The 20,059-nt window shown below is 37.7% G+C and carries 17 protein-coding genes; 2 read left to right on the top strand and 15 right to left on the bottom strand.

Annotation, left to right across the window (positions count from 1 at the left end):
- Positions 1 to 9: 9 nt before the first annotated feature.
- From DW650_RS10330 to DW650_RS10305, 6 genes are all read right to left on the bottom strand, one after another.
- A complete protein-coding gene (locus tag DW650_RS10330) occupies positions 10 to 1,506 on the bottom strand; it encodes a DUF3800 domain-containing protein (protein ID WP_118209858.1) in 1,497 nt (498 codons plus the stop codon).
- Positions 1,507 to 1,519: 13 nt separating this feature from the next.
- Entirely contained in the window at positions 1,520 to 4,966 is a 3,447-nt protein-coding gene (locus DW650_RS10325) for a type I restriction endonuclease subunit R (protein WP_118209846.1), read from the bottom strand.
- A 3-nt stretch (positions 4,967 to 4,969) separates the two neighbouring features.
- Positions 4,970 to 6,100 carry a restriction endonuclease subunit S gene (locus DW650_RS10320; RefSeq protein WP_118209845.1) on the bottom strand — a complete coding sequence of 377 codons (1,131 nt, stop codon included), beginning with the start codon at positions 6,098 to 6,100 and terminating at the stop codon, positions 4,970 to 4,972.
- Positions 6,087 to 7,694, bottom strand: a complete 1,608-nt coding sequence (locus DW650_RS10315; protein ID WP_118209844.1) for an N-6 DNA methylase — start codon at positions 7,692 to 7,694, stop codon at positions 6,087 to 6,089. The genes DW650_RS10320 and DW650_RS10315 overlap by 14 nt, the downstream gene beginning before the upstream one ends.
- A gap of 1 nt (position 7,695) precedes the next feature.
- A complete protein-coding gene (locus DW650_RS10310; protein ID WP_117997817.1) occupies positions 7,696 to 7,917 on the bottom strand; it encodes a helix-turn-helix domain-containing protein in 222 nt (73 codons plus the stop codon).
- Positions 7,918 to 8,084: 167 nt separating this feature from the next.
- The gene (locus DW650_RS10305; protein WP_118209843.1) at positions 8,085 to 9,167 is read right to left on the bottom strand and encodes a hypothetical protein; all 1,083 of its coding nucleotides are present in this window, start codon (positions 9,165 to 9,167) and stop codon (positions 8,085 to 8,087) included.
- A 71-nt stretch (positions 9,168 to 9,238) separates the two neighbouring features.
- Between DW650_RS10305 and DW650_RS10300 the strand changes: the two genes are divergently transcribed.
- Positions 9,239 to 9,523 carry a hypothetical protein gene (locus DW650_RS10300; protein ID WP_243102929.1) on the top strand — a complete coding sequence of 95 codons (285 nt, stop codon included), beginning with the start codon at positions 9,239 to 9,241 and terminating at the stop codon, positions 9,521 to 9,523.
- A gap of 411 nt (positions 9,524 to 9,934) precedes the next feature.
- On the opposite strand, the gene DW650_RS10290 is transcribed toward DW650_RS10300, so the two are convergent.
- Together DW650_RS10290 and guaA are read right to left on the bottom strand one after the other, a co-directional pair.
- Positions 9,935 to 10,981: an HAD-IA family hydrolase gene (locus DW650_RS10290; RefSeq protein WP_118209842.1), complete on the bottom strand. Its 1,047-nt coding sequence runs from the start codon at positions 10,979 to 10,981 to the stop codon at positions 9,935 to 9,937.
- Between the two features lie 131 nt (positions 10,982 to 11,112).
- Complete coding sequence (gene guaA / locus DW650_RS10285; protein WP_118209841.1) at positions 11,113 to 12,687, bottom strand: glutamine-hydrolyzing GMP synthase; 1,575 nt, start codon at positions 12,685 to 12,687, stop codon at positions 11,113 to 11,115.
- A 320-nt stretch (positions 12,688 to 13,007) separates the two neighbouring features.
- Here guaA and DW650_RS10280 point away from each other — a divergent pair, with 320 nt between their 5' ends.
- Entirely contained in the window at positions 13,008 to 13,652 is a 645-nt protein-coding gene (locus tag DW650_RS10280; protein ID WP_118209840.1) for a putative ABC transporter permease, read from the top strand.
- A gap of 29 nt (positions 13,653 to 13,681) precedes the next feature.
- On the opposite strand, the gene DW650_RS10275 is transcribed toward DW650_RS10280, so the two are convergent.
- The 7 genes from DW650_RS10275 to DW650_RS10245 form a co-directional block, all read right to left on the bottom strand.
- A complete protein-coding gene (locus DW650_RS10275; protein ID WP_117922257.1) occupies positions 13,682 to 14,200 on the bottom strand; it encodes a DUF2798 domain-containing protein in 519 nt (172 codons plus the stop codon).
- Between the two features lie 327 nt (positions 14,201 to 14,527).
- Positions 14,528 to 14,782: a sporulation transcriptional regulator SpoIIID gene (gene spoIIID / locus DW650_RS10270; protein ID WP_117922258.1), complete on the bottom strand. Its 255-nt coding sequence runs from the start codon at positions 14,780 to 14,782 to the stop codon at positions 14,528 to 14,530.
- A 94-nt stretch (positions 14,783 to 14,876) separates the two neighbouring features.
- A complete protein-coding gene (locus tag DW650_RS10265) occupies positions 14,877 to 15,521 on the bottom strand; it encodes a DUF4230 domain-containing protein (protein WP_243102928.1) in 645 nt (214 codons plus the stop codon).
- Between the two features lie 11 nt (positions 15,522 to 15,532).
- Positions 15,533 to 16,195 carry a DUF4230 domain-containing protein gene (locus DW650_RS10260; RefSeq protein WP_118209838.1) on the bottom strand — a complete coding sequence of 221 codons (663 nt, stop codon included), beginning with the start codon at positions 16,193 to 16,195 and terminating at the stop codon, positions 15,533 to 15,535.
- A 175-nt stretch (positions 16,196 to 16,370) separates the two neighbouring features.
- Positions 16,371 to 18,596, bottom strand: a complete 2,226-nt coding sequence (locus DW650_RS10255; RefSeq protein ID WP_158576224.1) for a penicillin-binding Tp47 domain C-containing protein — start codon at positions 18,594 to 18,596, stop codon at positions 16,371 to 16,373.
- A 72-nt stretch (positions 18,597 to 18,668) separates the two neighbouring features.
- Positions 18,669 to 19,577 (bottom strand): 4Fe-4S binding protein, encoded by a 909-nt coding sequence (locus tag DW650_RS10250; RefSeq protein ID WP_243102927.1) that lies wholly within the window; start codon positions 19,575 to 19,577, stop codon positions 18,669 to 18,671.
- 14 nt (positions 19,578 to 19,591) lie between these two features.
- On the bottom strand, positions 19,592 to 20,053 hold the full coding sequence (locus tag DW650_RS10245; RefSeq protein WP_117922262.1) for an FMN-binding protein: 462 nt from the start codon (positions 20,051 to 20,053) through the stop codon (positions 19,592 to 19,594).
- Between the last annotated feature and the right edge of the window lie 6 nt (positions 20,054 to 20,059).

Raw genomic sequence — 20,059 nt, 5'->3', positions numbered from 1 at the left:
GCCTAAAATCTATAAAATATCAACCAAATACCTTCCACCAATTAATGAAAATAACACTTTTGATGGAAATAATCTTTCACCCATACTGGAAAACCCAGCAACAGTCATAGTCCAATCACTGTACTCATTCGGCAACCTATAACATATAGGCTTATCATTTTCAGAGATTGTTACTAATGGAGTTCCATTCTGTGAAAATCCAACAGAAAGAACATAAAACTCATTTTGTCCACTATGTAATGGCAACATGGGTTGCTTATTAATATTCTTATAAACCATTGCACCTCTTTGATTATAAAAATAATTTTTGTCATCTTCTACTATAGGATCAATCGGTAATTTGTTTCTCATTATTTTATAACGTTCGTTCAAGTTCTCGCAGACAAAAGCATTATAATATTCTGGTTGCATTTCTATCTTACTATTACGAATCTCATCTGCATCTGAAAATTGATTCATAAATTGAAGAAGTGCTACAAAAGCCACTAAATCATCCGAATAAATTCCAGAAAAAGATTTGTACCAATAGTCATTAATCTCACAAATTACCCGATATAATTTTTTATACAAATCAAGCTGTCTTTGATTCAATGCAAACCAGCCCGAATCTAAAAGTGTCTTCTTCATTTTCCCATCTTTATAATCTCCAGTTAACGATATCTTCAATGATTGCATCAATCGAGATATCAATCCAGCAAGCATATCAGCCATTCTGATTCCAATATAATCCTTAGAATCTTCTTCGATGACATTTTTAAGTCCTACATTCTTTGCAGAATTCAATGTATGCGATTCTTTTCCTTCTCGGTCAATCATCAACTGATATTCATTAACATTCATCTCTGTCAACAATTTCTTAAATCCATCAAAAGGTGCAAAATAGGACCAATCTAATGTTTCGGGTACCTCTGTGTCCTCAAGCAGTAAAAGTATTTCCTGAAATGCTTGATTCTCATGCTCTTTCAAAGCAGTATTCGCTTGATTTTTAATAATCCTATCTTCTAAAAAAGACCGTAGTTCTTTAACAAATATTTGTGGCTCTTTATAAATTGCTTCTATCACATTTTGTGGTCGATATACATTGATAGCCTTAATTATTGAGTATTTCATGTAATCAATATCAACAAACATAGAATTATGATAATTTACAAACAGCTGGCTAATAACATACTCTATTTTGCTAAACACAGAGAAATAAATAATTATTTTCTCGTCAAATAGTGATACAAGGTCTTCATATAACTCAATCGTATGATTATTAAGAGAAGCAAACCCAAGCCTAAAATCTTTTACTTTCATAGTCTGACTCTTTAATTCTCCGTCTTTTTTTCTATAATCATACTTCGATTCAAAAGCAAGGTATCTGTCAGAAATACATTCATCATCTTCTGCTTTCCACCCTACAATTCCTGTTATGAAATTATCATAGTAATTATTCGCGGTAACAGTTTCATAATTAATCTTTCTACTATGCTCTGTTTCATCATAGAAAAAAATGTACTTCATCTTCAACGCCTTCCTACTGATTATTTTTTGAATCACCATAATGTATCGAATCTTCCGCAACCTTCATCACCTTATACTCTGGCTCATATTGATAAATCTTTGCAGAATTATCTACTTCATTTCCTATATCTTCTGTTATGGAATACTCCTCAAAATTCTCCACCTGTTCCATAACTTTATTGAATACTTCCGGACTATACTGTGGTGGATAACCATTCTTCACCAAGCAGATTTTTATATCAAGTTTTAATTGGTTACGAACATTCTGATTATTGAGCCAATCAGCAAATGAGGATTTTGTATCAATAATATCCTTTATCTTCTTAGCTAATGCTTTACATTTATCATTGACTGCAACACCATCTACCTCTTTATCTGTTCCGTACTCAAAGCTATATTGGTCACGCAGAGAAATCAAAATATCATAGAATGCTTTTTCCTCAAATGTTAAGCCAATTTTTCGAAAACTCTCTCTATTTTCGTTCATCTGACGAAGAATAGCTAAAGCCTGTTCCGTTGCAATCTTAATGATATCCTCTGATGCCTTTTCCTGTGTCTCACCGGCTTCTTCAGCAGTAAGATGTTTACGTCTTTCATGATATTCTGCAATCGTCTTTTCCAACATTTCCTGAAATGATTTTGCAGCTAACTGATTAACTTTTCCATATTCCTTAATTTGTTTACGGATCATTTTCACAAGAAGTTCCAATTTAGTTGCCGGCATTTTGACATCAGATAATTTTTCAAAATATTCCGGAGAAAAAATATCTTCTTCCTCTCCGCTTTCAAGAACACTTTCCACCTGATTATATTTTAATGCTTCTTCAACCATCTTTGAAACTGCACGATTCATCGTATCAGTGTCTACTTCACTTGTTCCGCTCATCTTACGAACAAAACCTGCTATAGCCATAAAGCATTGTGCAAGTGCAGATTCTTCTTCCCCAAGATAACCGGAAGGCTGACAAATATCAAAAGCTGCCCTCATTCGTTTTACTGTCTTTAAAAAGTAGGTTTTGAAAGAAACTTTCTGAACACCTTTATTTCCTTCCGACTGTAATTCTTCTGTTGATACAAATACATATTCCGCTGCTTTTGCAAGGAGTCTGTATCGTTCTATAGGATCACATTCCGGATTTAAAAACGGTAATAAATCATAACCTGTGAACATGTTTTTCAACACTTCTAGTTCTTCTCTAAACACTGATGTAGCCTGCTCAACATCATCGGATGTCGGTGCAACAGATGTATCTCCTCCATATACCTTCATAGCTTCACGCATATTGTCGCGAATACCAATATAGTCGATAACCATACCATATTCTTTCCCCGGATATTTTCTGTTTACACGGCTTATTGTCTGTATCAGCAAATGCTTTTTGAGAGGTTTATCATTATATAAATATGTAAGGCAAGGAACATCAAAGCCCGTAATCCACATATCTACAACAATGACAATACTGAAATTTGATTTTTCCTGTTTAAAAGCAGCATCCAATTCTTCTGAACGCTTATCATTTTTAACTCCGCCAAGATAATCATACATATCTTTTTCATCATTACTGCCAACACTGGATACCATTGCCATAAATGGCATTGGTTTCAATTCTTTCAGTTCCTCTTCTGTTACAGAAACCCCATCCGGTGATTTCTTTTCCTCAAACCATTCCGGGTATTTATCCTTAAACTTTTGTAATAATGCATAAGCAATCTTTCTATTAGAACATACAACCATTGCTTTTTGTATTCTATCCGGATCACCTGCACAAGACGCAACATAATGGTTGTGGATATCTGTAGCAAGACGCTCAAGTCTGGAAGGCTCACCAAGAATTATTTCCATAGAGCTCATTGCTTTCTTACTTGCTTCGATATCCTCATATGTTGCACCATCATCTGCACATTTTTTATAATAATTCTCAATTTCTTTTACTTTTTTATTATCAAGCAATACCTTTGCAATACGCGGATGATACTTAATGGAAACAGTAAGTCCATCTGCAACTGCCTGATCCATTGTATATCGATCAATTTCATCACCAAAGGTCTGATAAGTTTCCGCAATAGGCGTTCCGGTAAAACCAACGAAAGTAGCATGTGGAAATGCTTCCTTCAATACTTTTGCATATGGTTTTGAAACCATAGCTTTCATGTTTTCATCGGCATCTTTACTAAATTGAATTTTCTTAGAATGTTCAAGCTGAGTTCTGTGAGCCTCGTCTGAAAAACATATAATATTCTGCCTATCATTGATAAGTCCGATTTTATCATCTTCCCTATCACAGAATTTCTGAATGGTACAAATATAAAAACCACCACTTTGTCTTGCACCAAGCTCCTGCCTTAATTGTGTTCTGTTTTTTACAACAGATACTTCTCCCAGATTAAGAAACTCTTTACTCTTTGTAAAAAGCTTTGAACCTTGTTTTTGCAGTTCATCTCTGTCAACAATTAATATAATTGTTGGTGAACCGATTTCCGGAATATCAGTACAACGAAGTGCAAGCTGACGTGCAAGAAAAGCCATCGTATATGTTTTTCCACATCCGGTTGCTCCAAAATATGTACCACCTTTACCACTCCTAGTAACAACAGAATTTACAATACTTTGTTTTAAAAGTTTTGCTGCAAAGAACTGAGGATATCGGCATACGATTTCTACTTCATCACAGTCGTAAATACTATCTTGGAAATAGATATAGTCCCTAAAAATCTCCACGAACCGCTCTGGTGTATATATACCCTTTATCATAGTTTCTGTTTCTGCAAAAGGAAGAGTGGATACAACATCTCCTTCGTTTACTCTACGCCAAGCATAAAAATGCTCGTAAGGTGTACGTACTGTACCTAATCTTGTTTTCACACCATCTGAAATGCAAGCCAAAGGGCAATAATGTAAAAGGTGTGGAATATCTCTCCAGTATCGAATATTAATTTGTTCCCAAGCATCATAAATAGTCGCATTCGCATCAGCGGGATTTTTCAACTCGATGACACACAGAGGTATACCATTTACAAACAAAAGCACATCCGCTCTACGATTTTCTTTTTGACCATTGTTTGTATATTCCACTGTAAACTGATTCACTACACGGAAGATATTCTTATCCCAATTATCAAACTCAATAAGCGGTATCATTCTTGGCAATCTATCTTGCGGCGTAAACTGAACACCATTTACCATCCAGCCATATACTTTATGCAAAGTAGCAAAATCACTTTCCGCACCTACAAGACGGACATTATCATATATCTGTGTCACCTCGTCTTCTGTCAAATCCGGGTTGGTGTCTGCTATAAACTTCTTGAAATCATCAGCAATCAGTACATCTCTTTTTGTGACACGAGAGATATTATTGCCAGAAGAATACTTCCAACCTTCCGCTTCTAAAAATTCAATGAAGGCATATTCATATTCTGATTCACAATAATGACCATTGTATTCTTTTAATCTTGCCATAGACTATGCCTCCTTTGCTTTTGTCGCCTCTTCTATTGAGCCTTTAATAAGAATTGGACAGATGTCTTTTATTTGTGCTTTGAGTTTTTCGTTAATCTCTTTTCGTATTGTGTATGCTTCATAGATACCAACTATGGATTTTTGAACGTCAATAGATGGAAGTGGCATTCGTACTTCTTTCATATCATCAAGGCTAAATGTTTCTCTTGCACTCCCCCACGAATGAAAACGGGCATAACGATCAAATTCTGTTCTGCAAAAAAATAAATACAAATATTTAGGAAGTAGTTTAGTATTATCAGTTTGTATTACAGTTGATATTGACGATACTAAATAGTTCTCTTCCGACTGATTCAAAGCTATCGACATTTTATCTGCTCTTCGTGAAGTGTCAGAAATAAAAGCAATCATTCCAGGCTCTACTACCTTGTAATTTTCTAGAGAAACTCCCTCCATATTAGCTTTAGTATTGATGAATTCTTTACTTGTTGCTATACCTCGTACAGAATCCAACTTGAGATTACCAATATTTTTTTGATTGACCTCTTCTATATAGAAACCAATTGCTTCACAAGGCATCTCTCGCCTCAAATCTTCAATATACGCATCACAAACAAGTTTTATATCATCCAAGCCACGCTCATAGCTTTTCTGATTTTCCAGCATAGCATTATAGATATCTACATAATTTTGTTGAATTGATAGTGGCGGCAGTTCAAGTTCAATATCACAAAACACATCCCAATCCAGATTTGAACGAATACTTCCATCACTACAAAAAGCACCATATCTATCCTTTTCCTTAGAAAGAAATTTCATAAAGAAATACAACGGATTAACGATATCCGTCGCAACAACTTCAAACGTTGTATATGCAGGAGATACCAATATCGGAACATCTTTGTTGTACATACTTACTCTAATGCATTCATCTCGACCTGTTTGCATCCCGCTATAAACAAAACGATTCTTTCTAACCACTTTATACTTAGTTTCATCTAAACCTTCAGTATTTGCAACAGTAGGCATAAACTCTTTATGAATATTGATTCCAAAAAAATCTCTAATACCAAGATTGTTTCTTTCATCAACTATTTCTATCAATTCTCCGATTTTATATTTAGTCAATCCCATATCCAATCCCCCTAAATGCTTCCTCCAGCATCTGCTGGGATTTCTTTTCTTGTTTCATAACCTCTTTCATTTCAGATTGAATACGAGCCATTTCTTTTTCATAATCAATTTCTAAATCATGGTCAATAAACTCAATATATTTGCTTGGTGTAAGTGCCCAACCTTTACTTTCAATTTCATTAATGCACACACTACGGTAAAGTTCTGGCATCTCATAGGCTGCTCCATCAGTTCCCTCACATTGCCATGTGTGATAAATATCTGCTGACTTCTCAATTTGTTCTGTATCCAACCGAACTTTCTTTTTGCTCTCACCCTTAACAGCATTTTCTGTCCATTGGCGTAAATCCATAAAGAGCATCTCATGCTCGCGGTTTCGGAGATTTCTTCCATGATATTTTCCGCCTTTTTTATTCTGATTCAGTATCCAAAGAGTAACACTGATATCTGTTGTAATAAACAATTCTCTTGGTAGAACAACGATAGCCTCAATTTTATCATTCTGAATCAGTTCCTTACGTATTTCCAATGTATCACTATCATTCAACGCACCATTCGCAAGAAGGAATCCTGCTACTCCATCAGCTTTCTTCAAATGTGAAAGTATATGCAAAATCCATGCATAATTTGCGTTGCTTTCAGGTGGCGTTTGATAGTCAGACCAACGACCGTCATTTTTCAAATTGTCATTATACCAGCCTTTCAGATTAAAAGGTGGATTTGCCATAATATAGTTAAAGTGTAACCCCTTGTGTAAATCATGTGTAAATGATGAATCTGCTTCTTCTCCTAGATTATGGCTAATTCCACGCAAAGCCAAATTCATTTTCGCAAGGCGATATGTAGCCGGTTCTTTTTCCTGACCATATACATTGATACCATTTAAGTTTCCCTGCTTTGACTTTACAAGTTCAGCACTCTGAATAAACATACCGCCTGAACCACAGCAAGGATCATATAAAGTGCCATCATAAGGTTCAATCATAGTTGCAATCAATTGAACCACGTCATGAGGCGTATAAAACTCTCCTTCTTCTTTTGTAGCATTTACTGCAAATTCTTTAAGAAAGTATTCGTATACACGTCCAATAAGATCCTTCTCTTCGCCAAATGCCTTATGGCTGATTTTGTTTACTTCATCAACAATTTTCTTTATATCATTTGCAGCAAGATTTCGTGCCGTAAATGTTCCTTTAACAAAACAACCTTTTAATTGTGGATCTTCTTCCTCGAGTCTCTGCAAAGCAGTATCAAGTGCAACATTTAATCCGGGAGCTGGTGTATTAATAATTGTCGACCATCTTGTTTCTGGTGGTAAATTATACGTTCCATCTGCGAAAGTAGCATCATCAAAAAAGGCTGCTCTAATATTTTCATCTTCCGGATCTAATCCCTGTTCTATCAGTGTTTGCTTTAACTTTTCAATTCCATCTTCATACTTTTCTCCAATAAATCTCAAGAACACGAGTGTAAGCATCATATCTCTCTTTTCAAAGAATGAGCCGGAGTTACGTGCCGCACGTAAGTAATCTCTACAATTAAATAAAATACTATCTAAGTTCAATGCTTTTTCAACTGTTTTCTTCTTAGCCATATTACTTTTCTTCCCTTTCCTCATCTGGAACGAATTCCATAATGTCTTGTATCTCACAATGCAATACTTTACATATTTTTTCCAAAACTTGCGTACTTACATGTTCATTCTTTCCTAGTTTTGCCAGTGCATTTGTTGTAATTCCAGCCTGATCTCTAAGGTCAACTTTCATCATATTTTCATCTATTAATTTCTTCCATAATTTGTTGTATCTGATTGCCATTATTAATCCCTTTCGTATCATTACAACTATTTATCATTTCTTTTTCATTATATCATCAAATCCAGTTTATTTCAATCTGAAATTGATTTTTTCAATCTCTTAAATATATGTAAAGGACAGATATTATTAGTCAATAAAATACCTGTCCATCTTGTCAATAATTCTTCCTACCTACTCCTATTCCAACGTTTTTTATTGTTGTAATAATTCACATTCTGCTCCTCAACAGGCTTCTTATCCGTTTCATCCGCAATGCTCATATAATCATCATACAATTCTGAACTATACATTTTCACATTAAGCTCTTTTAACACCAATGAATGCAGTTTCATATCCGCTTCAAAATCATCAACAGAAAATTGGAATAGCTCTGCTTTTACCTTTACTGGCACATTATCATATCTGCCATAATTATTACGGATAACAGATGATATTTCTTTTGCCCGTTCCTCCATAGTTACCGGTCTTTCAACAGCTTGTTCAATGACAGCCACCTCTTCTACTGTTGATTCCAGTATTGAAATATCCTGAACCTCAAGCTCTTCTGCCTGATTCTTTTCTGTACCTATTGTTTCTTCTGCCTCCTCTACCACTACAGCATCCTGAACGTTTCCTACTGTTTCCACAGGTATAGCACTTTCACGCTCCATCATTTCACCAAATTCCCCAAAAGTTAGAATTGGTTCTTTTACCTGTTGCAAGGTAAATGTAGACACCTTTCGATACCTTATCTCTTCTAAATAGTTCAGATATTCCCACTTGTGCGGATATACTAAACCATCAATATTATTGAGAGTATCCTTCCATAATTCATGCGCCTTCTCGCAATTTTCTTCCTGCAATTCTTCAATCTGCTTTCGTTCGAATTCTTCCTTTGTTAAAATCGATTTCGATAACTCTTCAATACTTTTAGAATCAAAATCGATAATCTTCTCTGCCATCAGATACTCCGCATACTCAGGATTCCAACTCTCAGAATTAGAATTTGCCATAAAATACTCAAATTGAATACTATTTCGTTCAAATGCCAATTTTCTCTTTCTCTTGGACAGTTCTTCTTTTCTCTTCCGCTCTGCTCTTTCAGACACCGCCCTTCGTTCTGCTTCAATTCTGGCTTTTTCTCTTGCTTCAGCCTCCGCCTTAGCTTTAGCCTCTACAATCCGCCTAGCTTCTTCTCTTGCCTTTTCTTCTGCAATTCTCTTGGCTTCTGCAACAGCCTTATCCCTGATAGCAACATCAATTCGTTCCATTAGTTCTGCTTTTCCATATCCATCTCCAAGCTTATTACCTCGAATACCCCGATTCATATCCGGCAGGCTAAATGTTACTGTTTTATCTGTTACACGAATCTTCCAACCATCCTGCTACTGTTAAGCTGTCCTTTAAGGACAACCTCATCAAAAAAAAACTCTGTACCTATATGAAAGCTCTGGAAATTCGTGAAAATATGATAAATGCTAAAGATCAATATTCAGAAGAAGAGTATGCTGACAGTTTGCAGCATATCAATGAAAATATCGAAGAAATCAAGCAACATCTGCTTGATGACAATATGGTTGTCAAAAAAGGCACTGACCGCCTTACTGTAAAAAATTATCCAAATTAGTGAAACCTCTTGAATTATCAGACATAAGATGATAATATCTAATTAAACAGAAAGCACCCACTCCAAAGGTGGATGCTCCGAGTTTAGGCTAAAGAAATGTCCTTACGGACACCGCCTATCCTGTTGGCAGACAGGATAGGCATTTTTATTTTTTCGCCTGCTCTTCCTCGAAGAGCTTTTCTCTTTATCGAGAAAGGCAAGCAACGCTATAATCAAGCTACCAAAGGACATCAACAATGCTAATATCCCAATGAAAATCGAAATGATCTCATAAGCCGTCATCGGCGCTAAGCAAGCCCCCCAGACACTTAACGCCCTGTCATGGGTACTTTCCTTAAAGAGTACCCTAACATATATCATATGTTCTGCAAGAACAATTGTAATTTGAATCTTATTTTATAGACCTATCCCCTATAAATATTTTAATACATCAGATAAGTTATTAATTTCCATATCAGCTTTTTCACTCTCATCTGTTATATTCCACAAACTTCCTAATCCCTGTTTTACCCATATAGTTTTCATACCCAACTGTTTTGCGGGTACAATATCATTATCAATACGGTCACCAATCATGACTGCATTCTCTGGCTTACAACAGCTTCTTTCCAATGCAATTTCAAATATGCGCCTATCAGGTTTTGAAACGCCTTCTTCTGCTGATGCGATAATCAAATCAATATATTTTCGTACTCCAAGATTTTCTAATCTCTCAGAAGTTCCTAATGATTGGTTTGCAATTACACCAATTTTATAAATTCTACTTAACTTTTTCAAACAATCTTTAGTATCTGTATACAGCCTCTCGTATTGCGATTCCCATTTAGGTAATTTCACCCCCAATTGCCTTGCTACCTCTAAATCTCCTTTTTTGTTTTCTTTATAAAACGACATGGCATATTTATAAATTTGCTCGTAAGTTAAACCTGATAAATCCGCTATCCTTTTCATCCTGTCTTCATAAACTTTGCTTTCATCAACCAATGTCGACCCAACATCAAAAAATAACCATTTTATTTCATTCTTCTTAGGCAAAAATCCTCTTTGTCTCGCTTCTTCTAGCAGTCTTGGTTGAATTTCTGGATAAGTCCAATTAATCGGTAGTTCATCCATAATTGCTATTTTTTCAATTTCACTGTGAAGCTCTTTTTCAAATGTATGTATATCTGAGAAGAATAATTTTCCAAAAGTCTCCATTCCATCGAAATTATCTGGTGCAGTCACAGAATATATACAAATTGGAGTAATATCAAAAGTTATTGCTCCTGTTTCTTCATATAGTTCTCGTTTGGCTGTTTCAAGAATATCCTCACCATCTTCTCTATGTCCCCCCGGTGCCTCCCATGTATTTCTTTCCTTGTGCTTGCAAAATACCCATTTACCATTATGTCTGGCAATAATAACTGCAAACTTCAGCATTGAATCATTAATACTATCATAAAAATTCACTTTCGTCATATAATGCTCCTTATTAGATTTCATCTATTTTCTTGCCATTATTGCTCTCACAAATAGAGCCAAACTAGAGCCATTTGATAAAACAAATGCCGGAAGCCCGCATAAATACAGGCTTTCGGCATTTTAATCCGTTATTCAAGCTCAATCGTTCCCGGTGGTTTACTCGTCAAATCATACATTACCCTGTTGACGCCCTTCACCTCATTAATAATTCGGCTCATAACTCTCTGGAGCACCTCAAACGGAATCTCCGCTGATTCGGCAGTCATGAAATCAACTGTATTGACGGCACGCAGTGCCACAGCATAGTCGTAGGTACGCTCATCACCCATAACACCGACGGAACGCATGTTAGTGAGTGCCGCAAAGTATTGGTTCGGCATCCAGGATGGCGCCTTGCCATTTGCTTTAGTGTACTCTTCTACTGCTTTGTCCACTTCCTCCCGGTAGATGGCATCAGCATCCTGCACGATCTTGACTTTTTCGGCATTAACCTCACCGATGATACGGATGCCAAGTCCCGGTCCAGGGAATGGCTGACGGAAAACAAGTTTTTCCGGGATACCAAGTTCAAGTCCGGCTTTTCTTACTTCGTCCTTGAAAAGATTACGGAGTGGCTCAATGATTTCTTTGAAATCAACGAAATCAGGAAGACCACCTACGTTGTGGTGGGATTTGATCACGGCTGACTCTCCGCCAAGTCCACTCTCAACAACATCCGGGTAAATCGTTCCCTGTGCGAGGAAATCGACAGCTCCGATCTTCTTTGCCTCTTCTTCGAATACACGGATGAATTCCTCACCGATGATCTTACGTTTCCTCTCCGGCTCTGTGACACCAGATAGCTTGCTATAATAGCGCTCCTGTGCATTGACACGGATAAAATTCAGGTCAAACTGTCCGTTTGGTCCGAATACTGCTTCAACCTCGTCGCCCTCATTTTTACGAAGAAGACCATGGTCTACAAATACACAGGTAAGCTGTTTTCCAATTGCACGGGACAACAGACCTGCTGCAACAGAAGAATCCACTCCACCAGATAAGGCAAGTAATACTTTTCCGTCACCGACTTTTTCACGGATCTCTTTAATCGTATGCTCCACAAAAGAGTCCATTCTCCAGGTTCCCTCACAGCCACAGATGCTGCGTACAAAATTGTGAAGCATCTTCGTACCTTCCTGTGTATGAAGCACTTCCGGATGAAACTGGATTGCAAATAATCCTTTCTCCTGATTCTCTGCAGCAGCAACCGGACAATCTGCCGTATGCGCAACAATATTAAATCTCGGTGCAACCTTTGAAATATAATCAAAATGACTCATCCAGCAGATCGTATTTTCCGATACGCCTGTAAATAACGGCGATGAAGTATCGACCGTAACCTCGGTTTTTCCGTACTCACGGACAGGTGCCTTTTCCACTTTTCCTCCAAGTACGTGCATCATCAACTGCGCACCATAGCAGAGTCCTAAAACCGGCACGCCAAGTTCAAATAATTCTTTCGAACAGGTCGGTGAATCAGCCTCATAGCAACTGTTCGGACCGCCGGTAAGAATGATTCCCTTTGGATTCATTGCCTTGATCTGCGCGATATCCGTCTTGTAGGAATATATCTCACAGTAAACATTGCATTCTCTGACACGTCTCGCAACCAACTGGTTGTACTGACCGCCAAAATCAATGACAATTACTTTCTCATGATCCATTGATCTTCTTCCTCCTGATGTTTTCGTTGCCTGCCATCCGTTTGTGACGATGCCTTTTTTAAAGCATGTCCTTCCCTGATACAGACTTTAATGATATTTATTATAAGATACGTTTTGAGAGTTTACAAGGCGTTTTTCCCTCTATTACAGTATTTTGTCATTTTTATCAAAAAAATAAATATTTTGGATTCAAATATCACTTAATTTTAAAAACATGTACCTGAAAAATTTGGTCTAAAAATCTGTCTGATGCATTTTAAAATCTGTGAATTATTAAACAAAAATACATATCCCTTTTCTTCTGCGGTCATAATATCCATATGAAAAAACATTCCAATCTTCCGGATTTTTCAAAACTCTGCGCACCGGAGCAGAATCCCATACAGGATAAGATTTCCCTGCTGATCCACTTCTTCTTTCTGGGAAGTTTTTCAGGATTTCTCTGGGAAACCCTTATTTTTCTTGTAAAAGATAATACTTTTCGCAACCGTGGCTTCTTTTATGGTCCATGGCTGCCTGTTTATGGGATTGGCGCGGTGGTCTTTTACTGTTTTTTTCATCATTCCAGCAAAAAAATATCCGGAGCCACTCATCTATCAGGCAGAACATTCCGCTCTAAAATAAAATACCACCCAATCACTATATTCACCAAAACTGCTCTTCTTGGAACAGCCTTAGAACTTGTGATCGGATGGCTTCTCAATACATTTTTCCATTTACGGTACTGGGATTACAGCAGTTATCCGTACAATTTTCATGGATATATCTGCCTTTTTTCAGCAATCGGATTTGGTATCGCAGGTATGCTCTGGATCTGTGTATTTTCTAATATATTCCGAAAATACTGGTTCTCCCTGCCACCCGGTTTCAGACGCTGCTTCAACAGTATGCTAGTACTTTTATTCCTCGCAGACTGCGCGGCTGCACTGATTTTCCCAAATACCGGGCATGGAATCACATTTTAATCTGCAGGCTTGCGCCTTCATCTGCCTCTTTAATTTCTGGCACTTCCACCTTCTAAATATTCGCTTTCCTCTTCCATAACCTGATTTTCTTTTTCTTTAAAAATCATTCCGAAAATAGCACGTACAAGCGGGCCTGCAAAAAAGATCTGCCAGAAAAATGCCATTGGGAAATTCAGTGCTGTCGTCTCAATCCACACAGCGATCACTTCTTTTCCGGCATGTTTAAATAAAAGTGTTGCTGCAAGGCTCATTGTCGGACACATCAGGCAGACTGTGATTGATGAAATAGCAAGAATCAGCATGATCGGCTTGTCCACACCAGGTGTCACAATACGGAATGCAAGTTTTTTTGACAATGATCCGTAAAGGAAAAAGTCAAGAATAAATGCGATCGGTCCCATGATCACCAGTTCATGAAATGCATTTAAAAATACAATATTGCTCATTCCTCCCATGTTCAGTGAAATATTGTAGCAGATCATTGCGTACACCATCACGAACACCATTAAAATAGTAAATACAACTTCCTGTAACTTTGTCTTTGGCATATTTTTCTCCTCATTCTTCTGATAAAATATTTATTTTTCCCGACAAAAAAGCAGAGAAAGCAATCTTTGCGATCGCTTTCTCTGCTGCACGTCGTGTGATTATTATAACGTATTATATGCACTTTTATAATAGTTTTAATTTCACAAATTTTTTATACAATTCATGAAATTCATTGTGCAATTTCTTCAATGCTGTCCTATAATTTCGTAGGAAGCACTTTCCTTTTTTATATGTTTTTTGTTTCATGAAGCATGCCTTTCATTTTTTGAAACATGTCTTTCGTTTCATGAAGCATGCTTTTCATTTTTTGAAACATGTCTTTCGTTTCATGCATGCTGATGCAGATATTTCTCCCTTGTTGCGAGTCCGCCGCGGATATGACGTTCGGATTTATTGACATCTAATACTTTTCGTGCTTCTGCCGCAAGCGACGGATTTACCTGGGCAAGACGTTCCGTGACATCTTTATGTACCGTACTCTTGCTGATTCCAAAATGTTTCGCTGCCTGACGCACCGTCGTATTATTATCAATAATATATCTGGCTATTTCCATAGCTCTTTCCTCAATATAGGTTTTCACAAAAAATCCCCTGCAATACTTGTTTTTACATTGTATGCAGGGAATTTTTGTTCATGACAATAGAATGTTTACAGAACATGCATCCTATTGTTTCTTACCTTTCTGTTCCATTTTCAGCATATTTCCATATAACCTGATATTCCACACCGGTAGCTTCCCCCAACTGTGTGATATAATTTTCTATCAATGTTTTCGCACGCTCCTGCGCGCCTGCCAATAACGTTTTATTCTTTTCCACTGCTGCCACCATTTCATCCTGTGCCTCATTTACTGCCTGTGTCTGCTCCTCAGCTGTGATCTGATTCTTGTTAAACCATGAATCTGACGTTGCAATATAATCATCCACATCTATTGTTTTTACTTCCGGTTGAAAAATTTTTGCTCCGGGAATCGTAATTTGTACACTGGTACCATTTACATCCATTTTCACATCTGACATTTCAATCCCAATCTTGACAACTCCTGTATACTCAATCCAGAATTTTCTCTCCTTTTCTCCCAGATGTGCCAATCCGGATCCTTTTTCTTTTGTGGACTTAGCCACATTATGATAATAACATTCCAGCGTTGCAAGATCACAGATGGATCTGATCTGTGCCAGATCCGGTTCTAAGACAGCCGCAGTTTCCATTTCTTGTGTTTCTTCCATTTTCACTTTTGTCTTATCGTTTTTATTTGTACATGCAACTAAAAACAATGACATGACACATAGTATCATTATTATCCTATATTTTCTCATTGCATTCCCCCCTATTTAATATTAACTTTATATTCCCCGTCTATCTGTTGTACCCATGGATCAACCAGCGCTTCTACCGCAGTAACCGCATTTTCCTTCGCCAATGTCATCAAATCATTTTCTTTTGCCGCCCGCCTGGCAAGATCTGTTTTACATAATTCATATGCCTCCTGTGATACAGTTTCCGTTTCATATTTTTTATTTTCAAAAATATAATCCATTGAACCAAAATCCACCGTTGTATTCTGTATTTCGCTCTCCGGCAAGGTAATGGTGATTATTTTTGTATCCTCATCAATATCGATCATAATCTTACTGAAATCAATTCCTGCAGTAACGGTTCCTTCATATGCCACATAATATTTCGGAGTAGCACCATCCTCCTCATACGCACGGGCAACTGCATTATAGGAATAATCTACCGTGGAAAGTTCACTGATTTCAAAAACTTTTTCCAATGACGCTTTTGAAATCGTTGTTACCGTTCCTTCTTCTCCGATGATTGCATCTTTTGTATTTTTTAAGAAAACAGATGAAGGATCTGCATTCAGAATTTTCAGAATGACACACACTATCACAATTGCTAAAATAACCCCTCCTGTGATACGAATCTTTATCACCCGTGTTCTCTTCTCTTTATTTTTGCTCTTTTTTTCGCCTGTGTTCTGCTGCATCGCTTTTTCCTCCGCAAATGTTCAATTACACATTCCATTCTACAATAAGGTTTCTTTTCTCACAAGCACCATATTTTCTGTAATAAAAGAAAGAAGAAGCCTGGTTACAGTTCAAAAAAAGGATCTGAATCTTTTCAGATTCAGACCCCATTTTACAATAAAATATATCTGCGCCTTACATTTTTTTTACCTTGATATTTTTACCGGCACCTTTTGCCTTAAAAATAGTCTTGTAAAAAGATACTTTCTTTGAAGGTACTTTAAAGACTGCGTTTGCTTTGATGTTCTTAAATGCATCTTTTCCTACACTTGATTTAGTAAGTTTTGATGTCTTGATTGTAACTGCTGCTAACTTTTTATTACCGGAAAATGCTTCTTTACCGATCTTTGTCAGTTTTGTGGAAGAAACCGTAATGCTGGTAAGTGCTGTACAATTTTTAAAAGCAGCATTCCCAATGCTCTGCAGGGATTTTGAATCTAAAACAAGTTTTTTCAACGCCTTACATCCGTTAAAAGCGTTGTTTTCAATTTTTGTTATATTAGATGCTCCACTTACAGTTTTTAATTCTGTACATTTATAAAATGCCTTATTTCCGATCGTCTTTACATTAGAACCGACAGTTACTTTTGTCAGTTTGCTACATCCGGAAAATGCGCTGTCTGCAATTGCAGTTACCTTAAATGTATATCCGTTGATTTTAACCGTTGCAGGAATAGATACCTTTGTAATGGTTTTCTTTGCATATTTATTTACGGTTACGGTATTTTTTCCGGTTACTTTATACTTGATCTGTCCAACTGTTTTCACAGTTCCAACTGCCGGTTTTTTCTTTTTGTCTGTAGTTCCGTTATTTCCCGTATCAGCTTTTACCAGTGCCGAAATCGCTGTTTCCAGATCACTTGCTGCCTGATCTACTGCAGTCTGTTCTGCGACTGCATCTGTAAGTTTTTTTGCAGCATTAAGTGCAGTCTGTAACTTTTTCCAGCTGTCTGCCGTGTAATCACTCTGCTTTAATGATTCTGCTTTCCTGATCGCAGCGTTCAGTTTTGTAACATCTGTTTTTGTTTCTTCCTTTGGCTCTGCCTTTACCAGCGCTTTGATTGCAGCATTCAGATGCTCTGTTGCCTCATCTACAGTAGCCTGTGTGTGCGGAGCCGCAAGCTCATCTTTTGCCTCTTTCAATTCAACGCAAAGATCAGACCAGCTTGCTGCCGTATAATCACTCTCAGTTAAGCTCTCTGCACTTTTGATTGCAGCTTCAAGTGCTGTAGTATTTACCGTTTCCTCTTTATCCTTAACGATATTTGCATCCGTTGCCTCAAATTTTACTGTATAATCATTGTAACCAAGTGCATATACCGTCAATGTCCAATATCCGGTTCCATCTGTTCCCTCCGGCAGTTTGCAGCGCAGTGAATCCGTAAGTCCAAGCTGTATTCCCTGTGCTTTGTGCATCCAGTTATCTGCTGCAAATTTGGTTCCATAAGACTGAAGTGGTTTGGTATAAGTACTGTCAGATCCATAATAAGTCCACTCTACTGCCTGCATATCTGCGCCAAGTGCACCATATCCGTCTCCTGTTAAATCAACACGGAGAAACTCTCCATAAGAACCGTTTGCCTCTTTTACCGTTGTTGTGATATTCTCTGCAGTTTTTAATGCAGCATCCTTAATACCAGAATCCGTTCCTTTATTTACCCTCGCAGAAAATGAAAAACTTCCGTCCTCATTTTTGGTAACCGTTTTTAAGCCATTGGTGTTTTCTGTTACTTCTGCGACCAGATCCGTATAGTTTTTCAGATTGTTCTCCGTAAAGCCTCCGGATAAAGTATCTCCATTTTCTACTACGGTATATGCTGCTTTAAAAGCTTCATAATCGTCTGTTTTTACCTTGACTGGAACATATTTAAGTCCGGTTACCACATAACTTTCAATATCCTTTTTATCATAGGAAAAAGGATTTCCGTCCGTCAGTACACCTTTGGTTGCCCCCGTATAATATGCCACTTTAAGTTTGGTACCATCTTTCATTGTAATTTCTGATGTACACTGGTAACTTCCCCTGTGCAGACCATGATTGGTAGTTGCCCTCGATACCGTATCAAATGCGCCCTTGTCAAGTTCGCCCTTTGCATCTTCCTCGGCAGAGCTCTCTGTACTTCCGGCATTATATACATCTTCATTTTTCCAGTACTCAGCCCAGCTCAGTGCTGCATAAGCATACTGATACTCCTGCGCCGTCTCGTTTTCACTCTTCACCTCTTCTCCGGTGTTCTGCTCTGCTTCTACTGCACTTTCTTCTGCTGCAAAAACTGCCATAGACGGTGTTCCTGTTGCTGCCACCATGGAAAAAGCCAATACACCAGTAAGAATCCGTGCAGATACATCTTTTCTTTTCACTTTAAAATCCTCCTTTGTTTTATCTATCAAAAGTCAGTATCAACTAACTTTTAACCAAAAATTTTTCTTTGATCAAATTCCGATCCATAAATATAATAAAAGCAGAATTACCACCCTTATGCCAGTAAACCACCATTCATTACCTTTCTGTTTTCCAGAGATACCGCAGTGAATGTTCCTTTTGGGACAGGTGCCGATACATTTCTGGCACATAAAACATTCACCTCTTGTCTCGATCGAGTCATTTTCCGGCAGTCCGATATCCGATGGACATTTTTTCGTACATGCCGCACACCCCGGAATGCAGTTTTCCCTGTCTCTTCTGAGTACAAAATATGGAAATACCGGAAGAAGAGAAAATATCGCTCCCATCGGGCACAAAATGCGGCAGAAAAAACGCTCCTGCACACACATGCCGCACAGGATCAAAATGAATAGTACCGTTCCCACAAGATAGCCTCCCAATGCAGGATTGCCTGCATGAAGCATGGAAAACACATCCCACGGACTGCTGCCTTTCAGCCTCACATAAATCCCTTTAAAACACAGAAGAAGAATCACTACTAATACGATATATTTTATTTGTGATAACGCTGCCGTAAGTTCCGCACTAAGCGTGACCGGCTTCTTTTTTAATTTTTTACTAACCCAGACATAAACTGCACGCACCCAGTCAGAAAGGCTTCCAAATGCACACGCAAATCCACAAAAAAACCGTCCAAATACCACAGTAAATGCACAGAGCATAATAAGTGTCATCACAAACGACGTAATCTCTATCTGTGCCCCTGTTCCCATCTGTCCGGCAATATATTTGACACCGGAAAATGCAGCCGTAAATGCTGATGGGAACAATACAAAAAACAATAGTTGTATTCCCGCACGTATCCATACCGGGATCTGCTTTTTATGCTTTTTCCAAAAAACAGATCTATTTTTTTGAATTATTTCAGCTATATTTTTTAACTTTGTATCTTCCAATTTTTTCCTCACTCTTACTGTTCTGCCTGTTTCAGTGCCTCGCTGACGGCATCCCGGATTCCGGTAGAACTAAATGTTGCACCACTTATGGTATCCACTTCCGTGGACTGCGCATCCATGATCTTTGGAATAATATCTTCTGCCATGGATAAATAAGCTTTATCCTCACCATCTGCAGATGTTATCTCAATTTCACTGACTGCTCCATTTTCAACGGTCACAAGTACATTGATCATTCCGCCAAAACCCTTTGCTTCACCTTCCCATTTACCATCAGAATAGGCTCCTTTTGCATTGACAGTTTTCTCATTTTCCTGCCCTATGGCATCTTCTTTGTCCTGCTGCAGTTTTGTCACCTGCGCCTCTAACTTTGTGATCTCTTCATCTTTGCTTCTATCCTTTAATACCTGGTCATAACCTGCCAGTATCAAAATGACTGCTGCCAGACTAAATGAGCGGATCAAAAAATCTTTCATCTGACA

Origin of the sequence: Roseburia sp. AM23-20 (assembly GCF_003470905.1) — a bacterium.
GTDB lineage: Bacteria > Bacillota > Clostridia > Lachnospirales > Lachnospiraceae > Roseburia > Roseburia rectibacter.
Note: the sequence above shows the minus strand (reverse complement) of the source record. Positions and strands in the feature narration are given on the sequence as shown.

Excerpts from the sequence above, each read along its gene's own strand:
- DW650_RS10330 (WP_118209858.1), bottom strand. The coding sequence starts at position 1,506 with ATGAAGTACATTTTTTTCTATGATGAAACAGAGCATAGTAGAAAGATT.
- DW650_RS10325 (WP_118209846.1), bottom strand. The coding sequence starts at position 4,966 with ATGGCAAGATTAAAAGAATACAATGGTCATTATTGTGAATCAGAATAT.
- DW650_RS10320 (WP_118209845.1), bottom strand. The coding sequence starts at position 6,100 with ATGGGATTGACTAAATATAAAATCGGAGAATTGATAGAAATAGTTGAT.
- DW650_RS10315 (WP_118209844.1), bottom strand. The coding sequence starts at position 7,694 with ATGGCTAAGAAGAAAACAGTTGAAAAAGCATTGAACTTAGATAGTATT.
- DW650_RS10310 (WP_117997817.1), bottom strand. The coding sequence starts at position 7,917 with ATGGCAATCAGATACAACAAATTATGGAAGAAATTAATAGATGAAAAT.
- DW650_RS10305 (WP_118209843.1), bottom strand. The coding sequence starts at position 9,167 with ATGGAACGAATTGATGTTGCTATCAGGGATAAGGCTGTTGCAGAAGCC.
- DW650_RS10300 (WP_243102929.1), top strand. The coding sequence starts at position 9,239 with ATGTTACTGTTTTATCTGTTACACGAATCTTCCAACCATCCTGCTACT.
- DW650_RS10290 (WP_118209842.1), bottom strand. The coding sequence starts at position 10,981 with ATGACGAAAGTGAATTTTTATGATAGTATTAATGATTCAATGCTGAAG.
- guaA (WP_118209841.1), bottom strand. The coding sequence starts at position 12,687 with ATGGATCATGAGAAAGTAATTGTCATTGATTTTGGCGGTCAGTACAAC.
- DW650_RS10280 (WP_118209840.1), top strand. The coding sequence starts at position 13,008 with ATGAAAAAACATTCCAATCTTCCGGATTTTTCAAAACTCTGCGCACCG.
- DW650_RS10275 (WP_117922257.1), bottom strand. The coding sequence starts at position 14,200 with ATGCCAAAGACAAAGTTACAGGAAGTTGTATTTACTATTTTAATGGTG.
- DW650_RS10265 (WP_243102928.1), bottom strand. The coding sequence starts at position 15,521 with ATGAGAAAATATAGGATAATAATGATACTATGTGTCATGTCATTGTTT.
- DW650_RS10260 (WP_118209838.1), bottom strand. The coding sequence starts at position 16,195 with ATGCAGCAGAACACAGGCGAAAAAAAGAGCAAAAATAAAGAGAAGAGA.
- DW650_RS10245 (WP_117922262.1), bottom strand. The coding sequence starts at position 20,053 with ATGAAAGATTTTTTGATCCGCTCATTTAGTCTGGCAGCAGTCATTTTG.